This window comes from Coleofasciculus sp. FACHB-712, assembly GCF_014695635.1.
GTDB lineage: Bacteria > Cyanobacteriota > Cyanobacteriia > Cyanobacteriales > FACHB-T130 > FACHB-T130.
Genome location: NZ_JACJOQ010000469.1, coordinates 1 through 13,555, shown reverse-complemented (window position 1 = coordinate 13,555; position 13,555 = coordinate 1). Strand labels below are relative to the sequence as shown.

Sequence of the window (13,555 nt, the reverse complement as noted above, 5' to 3'; positions counted from 1 at the left end):
AACAGCCAAAATCGACAAATTAATCCAAAAATAAATACAGAAATCATAGAAAAGATTACAGAACCATCACCAAGATGCCAATATTCAAAAGCTTCTTTATTTGATAACCCTGCCAAAACAGTCATCAAAGCCACTCGTATCCCATTTAGCGTAAAGGCTACGATGACAGCAACGAATGGTAATAAAATCTTTTCCTTTAATTTAGTTGGAAAAATGAGTAAAACAACTAAAGCTAAGCCCAATAGCTGAAGGATAGTACCTACACCAGCACAAGCTCCGCCAATTTGTACAGACCCGGTTGGCAAACTTAAAATCTCCCCTCGCTGCACAATGGGGAATCCTAAAAACCAAAGAAAAATAAATGTAAATTTAGCGGTTAATAAAGATACATTAAAAAATTTCAATATTAATTCTTGATTTAAGACGAAAAAAGCCAGTAGCAGCAATTCCCGCCAATACTGTTTTAATCCTTTAACCCCAGAGGCAATTAAACCCAAGCCCAGCATTGAAATCAAAGGTGTAACGTGAAGGGTAAAACCATAGCCGGGGTAAAGACTTTTAAAGAGTACCAAACTAATCAGTGCGAACCCAAAAATGCTAGAAAAATCATCGCTTTTTAGCTCTAATCCGTCCCGTTTCTGCCAAAGCAGGGATGATACCGCAGCCCAAAATAAGAAACTTGTACTCAGCAGTTCAGTATTGCCACTCCTCCAAGTCAAAGTAAGATGAATTGTAATTAAGCCTGCCGCGATCGCTATCAACCAGAATTTCAAGTCTTTGACAAGTTTTAGCCTGCTCATGATTCGATAAAAGTTTTGCTCGGTAGGACACACCCGCTGGCTGCGGCTATACTAAAGAACACCGACGCTGCAACGCTTTCCGTAATAGGACTTGATATTGTGGATCGTCAATGATGTAAGCACCAAAGCGCTCTAAATGGGGATTCATCATTTGGGCGTCAAAGAAAGCAAAATTGCGCGATCGCAATCTTTCCACCAACTTCACCATCGCCACCTTTGACCCCTCTGGAATCCGGTAGAACATAGATTCCCCAATAAACGCACCCCCGATGACAAGTCCTAAAATTCCTCCAGCCAGTTCCTCTCCCTGCCAAGTCTCGAAGCTATAAGCCCAACCCTCTTCATAGAGTGCCAAATAAATCTCTTGTAGTTCTGGGGAAATCCACGTTGTTTCTCGATCCGCACACCCAGCCACTACACCCTGGAAATCCCGATTGACAGCAACAGTAAAGCGTTCTTGGTTGAGAACACGCCGCAGTGACTTCGGGTAGCGAAACTGCCCATCGAGGGGAACGAGTGTTCTCTGACGGCTGGAATACCATCCCAAGCCATTGTCGTCATCCGCCATCAGGAAGTAGCCTTGGGCATACCCCTGAATAATGGTGGGAATATCAAACTCCATGCACTCAATCCAAGCGGGTTAATGACGTATTATCCGATCTATGTATATCTCTAACAGCCACAAATGGCTGCATAGATGTCCTGATGAGATAGAACCACCTTAATATCTAAAATACTGCCCCAACTTTTAGAATCATTGAGTCGGCGTCTGAAATTTAAAAGCTGAGAAGCGAAAAGCTGATACGTGAAAATGTCTCAACCTATCCCACCGATCACCTTACCACCAGCCGAAAATCCTCAACAGGAAGGCAAATGGCTGCAAAGCGCATTACACAAGTGGCTCGATGAAGAGTTTATTCCAGAGGCTGTCAATCAAGAGATTGCCCAACGAGCTTCCCAGATTTATGTCCGCCAGCGGATGGAAGGGGAAAACGACCTGGGTTCCCTGGTGATTGCCATTCTGACAGAGATGCAGGCGTTTGATTTTTCCAGAAGTTTTTATAGCGAGTTTGCGATCGCGAATGCAGTCAGTGAATTGCTCTTAGACAGTCTTGGCATCGACCGCTGTTGCGGTCAATAGTCAATAGTCAATAGTCATTGGTCAAACGCAATCAACTAAAGACTAAAGACTAAAGACTAAAGACTACCAGCTAGACTTGACAACTCCCGGCAACAGGCCTTGGTGTGCCCATTCCCGCATAACGTTGCGAGACAGACCAAAATCCCGGTATACGCCTCTAGGACGCCCAGTCACCCAGCAGCGATTCCGTAGTCGTGTGGGCGCACTGTTGCGCGGCAGTTGCTGTATCTGCCGATGAATCGTCAGCTTCTGTTGTTGGGTTGTTGCATTCTCAAATGCTTCCTGCAACGTTTCACGCTTAGCGGCATACTTATCTACCAGCTTCTGGCGTTTTTTCTCCCGCTCAATCATGCTCTTTTTAGCCATGAATTATCCTACTTTGTTCCAGCAATAAAGACACCATTCTCCATTCTAGCGGATGGTATCAATTAGAAGCTTCCACAATTTGAGGAGATGTGGCGAGGCTAATATTTACAGAATCTGAGGGCGACAAATTAGCAGAAGGACACAAATCCGCAAGGACACAAGCATGGCACACCGGATTTTTGGCTTTACAAATTGCCCGACCATGATAGACCAACCGAATTGACCAGTTTTCCCAATCCTCTAGGGGCAATAGTCTCATTAAATCTCGCTCTATCCGCACTGGGTCTGTATATTCTGTCAAACCCAATCGGTAGCTGAGGCGCTTCACATGAGTATCCACTGTTACGCCTTGATTGATGCCGTAAGCGTGAGCCAGAACGACATTCGCCGTCTTTCGCGCTACTCCTGGTAATTCCAGCAACAATTCCATTCGTTTTGGCACCTGTCCTTTAAATTTCTCCACAATCAGGACGCAGGCACCTTGAATATTTTTAGCTTTATTGCGATAAAAGCCGGTTGAACGGATCAGGGTTTCCAACTCGGCAATATCAGCGTTTGCCAAAGCTGGGGCGTCGGGAAACCGAGAAAATAAGGAGGGGGTTACTTGATTCACCCGTTCATCGGTACATTGAGCGGAGAGAATGGTTGCGACCAATAACTGTACCGGCGTCTCGTAGTTCAGCGTACAGGGTGCATCTGGATACAATCGCTTCAGGCGAATCAAAATCTCCAAAGCACGCTGCTGCTTAGCTGACCATGTACGGGTAATGTTCATAAATCGTCAATTGTCTAGTTGGTAGGGGCGCATGACCCTGCGCCCGTACAGGTCAGTTATCCATTGTTAAAAACGATAGACAACTGCGTTCATTGCAAGAGTTTTTGAACCCACTCCAGGTTAGCAGTGTCTCGAACAATCAAGAAAATTCCCAAACCCAGAAGCAACATCAAACCAGTTTGCATAATGCCATCTTGGATTTGAGTCGGCAAAGGTTTACCCCGCAAGCCTTCAATCAATAAGAAAGCTAGCTGACCGCCATCTAGAGCCGGTAGAGGCAATATGTTGATAATCGCAAGGTTAATGCTGATCAAGGCAGCAAACTGAAACAGATTCGCTGCGTCTGACTTGGCAATACTGGCACCAAGTTCCACAATTTTAACCGGCCCAGCAACCTGATCGGCTGTTTCGCCAAAGTTACTGATCAGTTGTACAAAGCCCTGAGCCGTTAAAACGACAAATTCTTGGTACTTTGTAGCCGCAGTGGTCAAAACTTCTACAGGATTCTTGAGGTGCCGACGCACTACTTTGCCGCTAGGAGCTAGCTGGACACCGATGCGACCTTTCCCATCGCTTCCGGGTTGCGGTGTCACGGTCAGGGAAATGATTTGACCTTGACGTTCAACGCTCAGCGGGATCGGCTGGTTGGGATTGTTCTGAATTACCTCCATAAGCTTTGGAATGGCTTCCTTGGAGGCTTTCAGTGGTTGACCGTCTGCTAAGAGAATAATGTCTCCTGCTTTGATGCCAGCCTTGAGTGCAGCAGAACTTACGTCTGAGGCGACTTGGGGAACCAGGACACCAGGCTGATAATTAAATTCCTGAACGCCTACAAGACCCAGTTGAGTCGCTAGCAGCAAGTAAGCAAATAGCAAGTTGGCGATGACACCAGCGCTAATGACAATGGCTCTGTCGAGAATGGGCCGGTTGCGTAGTAGATTGGGGTCTTCTGGGGGAATATCACTGTCGGGGTCATCATCAGGGAAACCGACAAATCCGCCTAAGGGAAAAGCCCGGATGGCATATTCTGTTTCCGGTCCCTGGTACTTCCAGAGGATCGGTCCAAAGCCGAGGGAGAAGCGGTTGACGTGAATTCCTTGAAGACGAGCTGCCATGAAATGACCCAGCTCATGTACCACAATCAAAAGCGCCAAGACTGCGATCGCCGCAAAAACAGGCATATTAATAATTAATTCAACTAACTACATACTTCTTCATTCTACGGTGTTGCGTCCGGAAGCTGGGTGAGTTCAGGGAAGAGGAGCCGGAAAGCGTCAAAATACAGAGTCAGGAATTCCTTCCTCGCCTCCCCGCAGAAATCGCTTCACCAAGCGCTCCCACTCTCGCCAACTTCAAATTTCATCGGGTGGTTAATGAAATGATTAAAAAAGATAGTTGACAGATGCTGAAAATTTTGAGAATCTAGATAAAGATAAAGTTTTGCGGGTATAGCTCAGTGGTAGAGCGTCACCTTGCCAAGGTGAATGTCGCGCGTTCGAATCGCGTTACCCGCTCTTCTGGTTAAAATCATATAAGAAGTAGCCCTTTCTTCAGGCATAGATCTTCAGAGGTACAGAGGATAAATCTGATTATCTATAAGTCGGAGCATTTCTAGGCAAAGGTTTACAGTGTTAAAATTCGCCTAGATTGTCTGTGTCTTTAAAGGCATTCATTCAGTAGTACCCAGTCCGAAGAAAGGCGGTTGCTAGGTGCAAACTAAAAAAAGTCTAACAGACGAACCCGGTTCCGAAAATCTTAAGTTAACACTTTCATATCTTTGTTTAAATAGCGCTTGTGCCATCTCAGAAAGATCAGAAGATTGACTTAAATAACGATTACCCGTGCCCATGCCGACGTAGAGGGCGTTTAGTACCGATTACGCTGACAGAAGCGTTTGGCTGCGATCGCTGTCAGCAAATCTTCGTGGTTGAAGAGAGTGGGTATGCGATCGAACAACTGTCTACAAGCTATCCCTACAAGCGATCGTGGCGGTGGACGGGTCATCGCTGGAGTACTGCTCATCCAGGGCTTGGGGACAGCTACCTACCTGTTTCCTTAGGAATCATTGCGGTGGTACTGATCGCAGGGCTTTGCTTAGCTCAGATTTCACCTCCCGCCCCTCCTGGTATCATTATTGTGCTGTGTGCGATGGTGAGCGTGTTGGCGCTATTGGTGCCAGCGCTGATCATCTGGCTGACTCACCGACGTTAGCCCAATGGCAATCAACGATATTACTCCGACCCCCGACCCAATGAACGCTGTTCGTCGCGCTTATGAAGCTTCCCTGGAATTGGCAACTACCAAGGGAGTAGAGCGCAGCCGTGCTGTCGCCGCAATGGCGCAGGCACTTCAGAGATCCTTAGACGATATTTTGGAAGCAAACACCCTGGATCTGGAAGCCAGTCGCGAAATGGCAGCACATGAGCTGATTTTAGATTGGCTGAAGCTGACACCTGAGCGGCTGCAAACCACCATCCACATTTTGCAACGGTTAGCTGAGTTGTCCGATCCGATCCGGCGGGTGATGAACGCGACTTATCAGCTAGAACACTCGCAAACTTACTCTCAGCTAATGCCGCTGGGGGTCATTGCATTGATTTACGAAGCCTTTCCGGAGCTAGGAGCGATCGCTGCCGGGATGTGTCTGAAAACTGGCAACAGCCTGATTCTCCGAGGTGGAAGTGAAGCTAGCCACTCTAATACGGTCATTGCCCAAGTTTTACAATCAGCCTTAGAACGAGCAGGTATGCCACCGGGTTGTCTGGAGCTACTACCATCAGAGCAAGGCGCTTCCATTCGGGATTTAGTCATTCAAGACCGATACATTAATTTGGTGATTCCCTATGGTCGCCCTAGTTTAGTCCAAAAAGTGATCCAGCTCTCAACTGCACCCGTCTTGAAGTCGGCGATGGGAAACTGCTACCTCTATTGGTCGCCTACGGGTAGCTTAGAGATGGCTCGGAACGCAATTTTAGACAGTCATCAAAGCGAGCCAGACCCTGTTAATGCGATTGAAAAGGTTTTGATTCATCCAGCTTGCAAACCTTCTTCTCTAACAATGCTTTGGAACAGTCTTAAGGAAAAAGGGTTTCAACTCAGAGGAGATAGGGATTTGGTGACACAATTTCCAGATTTGAAACTAGCTGAAGAATTAGAGTGGAGTCAAGCCTATCTTGATAAGATTGTGGCTTTTAAACTGGTAGAGAGTATCGAGGAAGCCATTATTTGTATTAATCAATACAGCAGCGGTCACGCCGACTGTCTAGTTTCTGAATCCTATCAAGAAAGCCGCCAATTTGCTCTCGGCGTTAATAGTGCCTCAGTCTATCTCAATTCTTCTCCCCGATTTTCGCGTAACCCCAAGGGCGGAGACTCCTTATTTCTGGGAATGTCTAACCAAAAAGGACATCGCCGAGGGCCGATTGGCTTAGAATCTTTTACCACCGTTAAGCACGTCGTGCAGGGACACAACTAAAAAGGCAAAAGAGAGAAGGATGAAGGGAAAAACTGCTTCATCCTTCATCCTTTCTTTCCGCTCTCTTTTGCCTTTTAACTATTTATTGTTTACTCTCTTCGACCAGTTTTACCTTTGAGGCTAAACCGAGCGACTGAAGAAATTGAATGGTCATCCACGTTAGGTCAATTTCCCACCACTTTAAGCCATGTCGAGCGGAATATTGAAAAGCATGGTGGTTGTTGTGCCAACCTTCGCCATAGGTGAGTAAAGCCACCCACCAACAATTAGTCGATCGATCCTCAGATTCGTAAGTGCGATAGCCAAATTTATGCGTTGCACTGTTGACAAACCAAGTGCAGTGAAACACCGCTACAACTCGAACAAAAATTCCCCAAACCACAAAAGGCCAACCGCCCAAGGCGTAAAGAATTAGACCTAAGACAACCTGAATGGGAATGAAATAGGTTTGTAAAAATTGATAAACTGGGTCGCCAGAAATATCTTTAGTAACGCGAGGGATGTCCGTATCCGCAGGGTTTTGATAAAGCATCCAGCCCATGTGACTCCACCAAAAGCCTTTGTTGGAATCATGAGGATCTAAGTTTTCATCCGAGTGCAGATGATGGAGGCGGTGTATGCCTATCCAGTTAATCGGACCTCCTTGGCAGGAAAGGGTGCCGCAGAGAACAAAGAAGTATTCTAACCACTTAGGCGTTTGGAAACTACGATGCGTTACCAGACGATGAAATCCCAGCGTAATTCCCAAGCCACCCGTCACCCAGTGGAAAAAGACGGCGACACCAACCGCAGCCCAGCTGAAATTACTGGGAAATAGGGCGAAAAGCGCTGCGATGTGTAACGCAGCCATGTAGATAATAATGACCCAATCAGGACGGAGAGGCGAGTCTTGTCTCACCTGTTCTTGATCTTTCGTTGTGGTCGCAACAGTCATGCAGTAACCTTGATAAGAATTGTGCAGCCCAATCTGCTATTGGATTTGGGATTTTGGTCTCGATTTTGTAAGGGCGGCTTGTTTGCCCCGCTTTTACTGGAAATGCAAATTTTTACATTGCTAAAAGCTCCAAAATCTAAAATAAATAAGAAATCTCTTTCTCCAGGTATTGATGAACAGCTTTCAACAGCTACAGGAAGCAGAAAAGGTACTGTTTCCGATTTTTTCCGCAATTGACGCGACAGTCAAGCAAAATCTCAAACGAGTGCTGGAAGCCTTTCGTCACCATCGGGTGGGGGCGCACCATTTCGCTGGTGTCACCGGCTACGGTCACGATGATTTAGGGCGTCAGACGCTCGATCGGGTATTTGCAGACGTGATGGGTGCCGAAGCTGCTGCGGTTCGAGTGCAGTTTGTGTCCGGTACTCATGCGATCGCCTGTGCCTTATTTGGCGTTCTTCGTCCTGGAGATGAAATGCTGGCAGTGGTCGGTGCCCCCTATGACACGCTAGAAGAAGTTATTGGTTTGCGAGGGCAAGGCCAAGGCTCCTTACTTGATTTTGGCGTTAGTTACAAAGAATTGGCTCTTACTGGCGAAGGAATTATTGATTGGCAAGCGCTGGCGACAGCAGTTAGCGATCGCACTCGTCTCGTGTTAATCCAGCGTTCCTGCGGCTATTCCTGGCGTCCTAGTCTTTCGATTACCGACATTGAAAAAATTGTTTTCCTGGTTAAACAACAAAATCCCAACACAGTCTGTTTTGTCGATAATTGTTACGGGGAATTTATTGAAGAACAGGAACCCACCGCTATCGGTGCCGATCTAATGGCTGGTTCTTTGATTAAAAATCCTGGTGGTACTATCGTAACAGCTGGCGGCTATGTTGCGGGTCGGGCAGACTTAGTAGAAGCGGCTGCCTGTCGTTTGACTGCACCCGGAATTGGCAGTAGTGGCGGTGCCAGTTTCGATCAACATCGCTTGATGTTCCAAGGATTGTTCCTCGCACCGCAAATGGTCGGGGAAGCCATGAAAGGAAACCACCTGACGGCTTACGTTTTCGATCAATTGGGTTATGCAGTGAATCCTTTACCAATGGCACCCCGTCGAGACGTGATTCAAGCCATCAAATTGGGTTCGCGTGAGAAGATGATTGCCTTTTGTCGAGCCATTCAACAGCACTCGCCTATCGATTCCTATGTCGATCCCATACCCGGTGATATGCCGGGATATGAGAGCCAGTTAGTGATGGCTGGAGGTACGTTTATTGAAGGCAGCACCTCTGAATTGTCATCCGATGGGCCGCTGCGAGAGCCATACGTTGTATTTTGTCAAGGGGGAACCCATTGGACTCATGTAGCGATCGCGCTAGAAGCCGCAATTGAAGCTGTGGGGCCAGCTTAGAATAATTTCGCGCCAAGAGGCCAAGAAAAACTTTGCGCTTTTGCGTCTTGGCGCGAAAGCTTCAAGATTCCGGCAATTTATACTGCCCGACAATCCGCTTGGCATATTCTGGTACGTGCGCCTCTAACTTCTCTGGATGATTGCGCTTCACATACAAATAATTGCGGGTGAAGTGGGAATCAATTGAGAAACGGGCATACTCTAAACCTTTGGGGCCAATTTTTTCAATCACGACTCCCATCAGCTTTGCCGCCCACATCGGGAGAGTGACGCCTTTATCGTAGGCGGGGATACTTTGTTGTACAGCTTCTTTGCGGTTTCCTTGGGACATGACTGGCTGCGTGTCTATCTGATCTTGCACCAAATCCAGCATTTCTTTGCCAGTGTCATTCCGCACCACAATCCACTGCCAGCCAAAGGGAGCGCCCATGTAGCCTACGACTAAATCTGCCAAAGAATTCACATAATCAAAACAGCTCATACAAGAAGGAGCGAAAACATCCTTTAACTGGTTTGTCTTTAGTCCAAAGAAAGGCACCATTTCCGTAGAGCCATCTTCGTGCTTGAAGTGAACCCGGAAATCTTGCATAAACTCGTAATGCACCACTGTATCCGGGGAACGGCTAGTGGTTTCCAAGAATTTTTGCAACCCGGCGCGGTTAACATTATCGACACAGGGCGTACCCAAAACGTAAAGCTTTTCTAATCCCAGTTCCTTCTCAACGGCTCGTAATGCTTGAATTTGGCAACCAACACCAATTACCAACAGCCGCTTCATCCCAGATTGCTCAATTTGCTCCAATACCGAAAGATTAGGCGACAGCGTTGGCTTATTCACCCGCGCTGCCAGAATTTCTTCTGGCGTGCGAGCGATTATCGGCATTGGCTGAAATCTGTCTTCCTTCGTATTCTGGACGCAGACGACACCTTCAACCATGCCGCGATTGAGCATTTCGATGGCAATGGTGCTGACAATTCCCGTCCACTGCGCCCCCTCGATTGGCTCAGTTTTCCGCGCCGCCATCATCTCTTGACTAACCCCAAAGTACCAATCATCGGGATTATCTAGATTGCGGCTTCTTCCGTGGATTTGTTCTTCCAGTTCCGCTATCTGCTGATTAAGAAATGCACACGCTTCCTTGACATAGTGAATATAGTAGGTGTCGCATAGCCCGCACTCGCTACAGAGTTCTTTAGCAGGGCGACGACTAGAAGGTTTGAGGGCTTTGGCTTTATCGTGAGGGCGCACCGAAGTCATAATTAAGGGCAGTTTATTAACTAAAAACATCTATCTGAGCAAGATAGCTCAAAGCTTACTTTTACATAAAAACTGAGAGAGGTGATAAGGATTTCAGTAATTATTACGAAGACGCAACAAGTAACTTTTTCTATGCTTATGAGGGTGCAGACTGCTTAATAGAAAGTTAATAAGCAAACGGGAACATATAGCTATGGGATTATTTGAGCGCATCAGCCGCATAGTCAGAGCTGAGATTAACCATATTAACCGTGAAAACTATACAGGTAACTTCGGAGATGGTACAGCATTTGCGGCTGGAGGGGCTACATCTGGTGCTGCCATCGGCAAAATTGGAATAGTCGCAAAAGGCGGTGGTTTTAGCGTTGGCGCAGTTCCCTTAGGTGCGGCTGGAGCATTAACTGGTCTTGCCCTTTATGAAGCAATAAGAGCAATAGCAGAGCGAAATACTCGGTCTCTTGGTGCGGCAGCAGCAGGAGCAGCAGCAGGTGCGGGTATTTCAGGTGCTATTGGCGGCGTAGGAGTAGCTGCTGGGGGAACTGCATTTGCTGTTGGTATGGCTCCTATGGCAGCTGCTGGAGCTGTAGCTGGGCTTGGTATCGCTAGCTTGGCTCGGCTCATTCAACAAGGAATTGACCCCGAAAAGCTGCTAGAGCTAGCTATTGAGGATATGCACGAAGACTTGGTGAAGTTGCGTAAAGCTGTTGTTCCAGTCATAGTCGCTCAAAAACGCCTCCTGCAACAGTACAACCAAGCTCAAACCGAAGTGAACAACTGGCATCAACGCGCTCAGTTGGCTCTCCAAAAAGAGGATGAGAATTTGGCTCGTGAAGCGATCTTGAGGAAAAAGATTCACGCTGAAACCGCAAGCACTCTAAAAGCCCAAATAGACCAGGGAACAGCTCAGGTAGATACGCTCAAGCGCAATTTAGCTGTTTTTGAAAGTAAGGTTTCTGAAGCCAAAGCGTACAAGCCCATCCTTAAGGCACGAATACAAGCTGCCAAGGCTCAAGAGCAGCTGCAAAACACAGTCGGTCGGCTGAATACCAGCGGATCGATGGCAGCCTTTGAGCGGATGGAAGAAAAAGTGTTGGAACTAGAAGCTCGTTCCACAGCAGCAGCCGAGCTTACTGGCAATAATTTAGATCAGCAATTTGCCATGCTCGAATCCGGCAATGACGTTGATGATGAATTGGCAGCAATGAAAGCGCAGTTGACTGGTTCTTCCACCACCCAAGCGCAACTACCGGCAGCTAACCCAACTACTACTTCCTCTAAATCTAATTTAGCAGTTGATAACGAATTAGAAGACTTAAAAAAGCAACTAGATAACCTTTAAAAGGCAGACTGTCGCATAGGAAATAGACTCGCTTACCCTGCTTCATTATTTAGGGCAGACGGGGAAAGGAAAAAGCGCGATCGCTCTTTCTTTCTCTTCCTTCGTGTTCTTTGCGTCTTCGTGGTTCCACTTCTTCCGTGCAGATAGGTAATGTAGGAGCGCGATCGCTTTATCACCTTCCACTAAAACGCCAAACCCAGCCAGTTAAACTAGCTGGGTTAGCAAATTTATACTAAAACCCTATCAACCAGGGCGAACATCAAGACAGCCTTCTGCATAATTCACTTCTGGAACTTTACCAGCAATCATGCGATTAACAGTCTTGCCATTCGTAGACACAAACACGAGACGCAAGTCTTTGTCAGCAAAGCTGCTTGGTTGAACGATCCAGGCTTTACCTTTTTCGCTGTTGGGAAGACGACTTACCTGAATTTGTCCGGGATAAGTAGACTTAATCAGGCTTTCTGTATCGTCAACTTTGATACCATGAACAGTGGTAATTTTATTGGTTTCAATTTCTACTGTAGCGATTCGGCCTTGCGTGACCATAAAAGTAACACCCTCTGGCCCATTTGCTGGCTTGTAATAGTCACAGACGCGATTGGGATTTTGCCGGGATGGCACGATTGGAGTCCCAGCAACGCCTGATGCCTCAGCAACAGTCATGTTAATTTTAACTGACCCAAGTCCGTCAATCGATAGCCCCGATTCAGTTGTCAGTTTTTCGGCTTTCTTTAGGCAAGTATTCTCGCCACTTTGATCGTTTAAGCATTTGCCGTTTCTATCCAGAATAATAACTGAGTTGACAGTTGGAAATTGCTTAAGGGTGGTATTAATAGAGAATTTTTGACGAGCATCATCTCCAGTACCTCCTGAAATTACCGACTTACAGAATTTCAGTTTAGCAATTCCATTCGTGATGGAAATCGTAAAATCTTTGCCGCAGTTGGAACTGCCCTTGAATTCAATAGGGTCGATTAAACCACGAGCTTTTTCCTGACTTGTAGGCCCTGCGATTAATTGCTCAATGGCAAACTGGGCTGTACTCGGACTGTTTGTTGTTCGCCAAACTGGCTCAACATAAGTGAAATCTTGCCCGCTTTGGGGGTTTTTAGGAAAAAAGACTTTTACCTTTTTTGGGGTTGCTTTCACCGGCTCGAAGCTGCTTTGAACAGCTTGTTTAGTTTGAGCGGTTTTTTCTGAAGAAGATACCTCTAAGCTTGATTGGGGCTGAGTTGGTTCGGTCGAGGGTTTGGTTGATGATTCGGTTACGACTTTGGGTGTTTCTGAGGAGGGTGCGGCATCTGTAACTTGAGTGTCACAAGCACTGATACCCGAAACTATTAATAACAAGCAAAAAGAAAATAAAGCTGATTTACGGATGCGGTGCATTTTGTTTCTGAGATGGATGAATGACTAATTACTTACGTTCTCTACTGTAGAAAGCCGTCAGCAGAAAACTGGTGAAGTGGTGTGTCAATACTTGGAGTGACATTAAGTGGAAACAAGCCCTTGTGAGTTGTTTCCAGAAAAAGCAGAGACGTTCTGTCTGAGAAAAAATGGGGTTTGAAGGCTAACAGGGGTTTTCTGCGTCTCCTGAAGCCTTGTGGCGGTCGCTGGGACAATCAAGAGAGTGACACAGACAGTTGAAGGGAACGTGTAAATCGTTGTTTTAATGAAAACATAAAGAGAAACCGGCTGAGTCAAAGTGAGACAGCAATGCTTCCAAATGTATCTGCTAACGCATACTATTTAGTATGCAAAATCCTCGTCAAATAGCATTTCTGGCACTTCGAGATGTCCACCGTAAAGGCGCTTTTGCTGACGTGGCACTCGACCGACTGCTGCGCCAAGCAGACTTAAGTGCTACCGATCGGCGCTTAGTGACAGAGTTAGTTTATGGGAGTGTGAGAAGACAGCGATCGCTCGATGCACTCATCGACCATCTAGGTAAAAAGAAAGCCCACCAACAACCCCTAGACCTCCGCGCAATTCTGCATCTAGGCTTATATCAACTTCGTTATCAAGACCGAATCCCTGTGTCGGCAGCTGTGAATACTACCGT

Annotated in this window: 15 protein-coding genes and 1 tRNA gene; 7 read left to right on the top strand and 9 right to left on the bottom strand. The window is 46.7% G+C overall.

Features of this window, described 5'->3' with window-relative positions:
* Positions 1 to 761, bottom strand: a 761-nt coding sequence (gene crtA, locus H6F50_RS15170) for a cyanoexosortase A (protein WP_242029049.1), incomplete at its 3' end; no start/stop codon positions are given.
* A gap of 85 nt (positions 762 to 846) precedes the next feature.
* Positions 847 to 1,422, bottom strand: a complete 576-nt coding sequence (aat, locus tag H6F50_RS15165) for a leucyl/phenylalanyl-tRNA--protein transferase (protein WP_190429330.1) — start codon at positions 1,420 to 1,422, stop codon at positions 847 to 849.
* A 189-nt stretch (positions 1,423 to 1,611) separates the two neighbouring features.
* Between aat and H6F50_RS15160 the strand changes: the two genes are divergently transcribed.
* Positions 1,612 to 1,941, top strand: coding sequence for a hypothetical protein (locus H6F50_RS15160; RefSeq protein WP_190414429.1), 330 nt, complete (start codon positions 1,612 to 1,614; stop codon positions 1,939 to 1,941).
* Positions 1,942 to 2,004: 63 nt separating this feature from the next.
* Here H6F50_RS15160 and rpsN read toward each other — a convergent pair whose 3' ends face one another.
* The 3 genes from rpsN to rseP form a co-directional block, all read right to left on the bottom strand.
* Complete coding sequence (rpsN, locus tag H6F50_RS15155; RefSeq protein WP_190414428.1) at positions 2,005 to 2,307, bottom strand: 30S ribosomal protein S14; 303 nt, start codon at positions 2,305 to 2,307, stop codon at positions 2,005 to 2,007.
* Positions 2,308 to 2,365: 58 nt separating this feature from the next.
* Entirely contained in the window at positions 2,366 to 3,082 is a 717-nt protein-coding gene (nth, locus tag H6F50_RS15150; protein ID WP_190414427.1) for an endonuclease III, read from the bottom strand.
* Between the two features lie 89 nt (positions 3,083 to 3,171).
* The gene (rseP, locus tag H6F50_RS15145) at positions 3,172 to 4,263 is read right to left on the bottom strand and encodes an RIP metalloprotease RseP (protein ID WP_190429329.1); all 1,092 of its coding nucleotides are present in this window, start codon (positions 4,261 to 4,263) and stop codon (positions 3,172 to 3,174) included.
* Positions 4,264 to 4,524: 261 nt separating this feature from the next.
* Here rseP and H6F50_RS15140 point away from each other — a divergent pair.
* The 3 genes from H6F50_RS15140 to H6F50_RS15130 all read left to right on the top strand — a co-directional run bounded on the left by H6F50_RS15140 (position 4,525) and on the right by H6F50_RS15130 (position 6,557).
* Positions 4,525 to 4,596, top strand: a tRNA-Gly gene (locus H6F50_RS15140).
* 280 nt (positions 4,597 to 4,876) lie between these two features.
* A complete protein-coding gene (locus H6F50_RS15135; protein WP_190414425.1) occupies positions 4,877 to 5,293 on the top strand; it encodes a hypothetical protein in 417 nt (138 codons plus the stop codon).
* A 4-nt stretch (positions 5,294 to 5,297) separates the two neighbouring features.
* Positions 5,298 to 6,557, top strand: a complete 1,260-nt coding sequence (locus tag H6F50_RS15130) for a glutamate-5-semialdehyde dehydrogenase (RefSeq protein ID WP_190429328.1) — start codon at positions 5,298 to 5,300, stop codon at positions 6,555 to 6,557.
* Positions 6,558 to 6,639: 82 nt separating this feature from the next.
* On the opposite strand, the gene H6F50_RS15125 is transcribed toward H6F50_RS15130, so the two are convergent.
* Complete coding sequence (locus tag H6F50_RS15125; RefSeq protein WP_190429327.1) at positions 6,640 to 7,491, bottom strand: acyl-CoA desaturase; 852 nt, start codon at positions 7,489 to 7,491, stop codon at positions 6,640 to 6,642.
* A 172-nt stretch (positions 7,492 to 7,663) separates the two neighbouring features.
* Here H6F50_RS15125 and H6F50_RS15120 point away from each other — a divergent pair, with 172 nt between their 5' ends.
* Complete coding sequence (locus H6F50_RS15120) at positions 7,664 to 8,893, top strand: methionine gamma-lyase family protein (protein WP_190429326.1); 1,230 nt, start codon at positions 7,664 to 7,666, stop codon at positions 8,891 to 8,893.
* A gap of 61 nt (positions 8,894 to 8,954) precedes the next feature.
* Here H6F50_RS15120 and H6F50_RS15115 read toward each other — a convergent pair whose 3' ends face one another.
* Positions 8,955 to 10,151, bottom strand: a complete 1,197-nt coding sequence (locus tag H6F50_RS15115) for a Coenzyme F420 hydrogenase/dehydrogenase, beta subunit C-terminal domain (protein ID WP_190429325.1) — start codon at positions 10,149 to 10,151, stop codon at positions 8,955 to 8,957.
* 193 nt (positions 10,152 to 10,344) lie between these two features.
* Between H6F50_RS15115 and H6F50_RS15110 the strand changes: the two genes are divergently transcribed.
* Positions 10,345 to 11,490: a PspA/IM30 family protein gene (locus H6F50_RS15110; protein ID WP_190429324.1), complete on the top strand. Its 1,146-nt coding sequence runs from the start codon at positions 10,345 to 10,347 to the stop codon at positions 11,488 to 11,490.
* A gap of 45 nt (positions 11,491 to 11,535) precedes the next feature.
* Here the strand turns inward: H6F50_RS15110 and H6F50_RS15105 are convergent, their stop codons facing one another.
* Entirely contained in the window at positions 11,536 to 11,673 is a 138-nt protein-coding gene (locus H6F50_RS15105; protein WP_190429323.1) for a hypothetical protein, read from the bottom strand.
* A gap of 60 nt (positions 11,674 to 11,733) precedes the next feature.
* The gene (locus tag H6F50_RS15100; protein ID WP_190429322.1) at positions 11,734 to 12,882 is read right to left on the bottom strand and encodes a GerMN domain-containing protein; all 1,149 of its coding nucleotides are present in this window, start codon (positions 12,880 to 12,882) and stop codon (positions 11,734 to 11,736) included.
* Between the two features lie 365 nt (positions 12,883 to 13,247).
* Here H6F50_RS15100 and H6F50_RS15095 point away from each other — a divergent pair.
* On the top strand, positions 13,248 to 13,555 hold a 308-nt coding region (locus H6F50_RS15095), incomplete at its 3' end, for a transcription antitermination factor NusB (protein WP_277879349.1).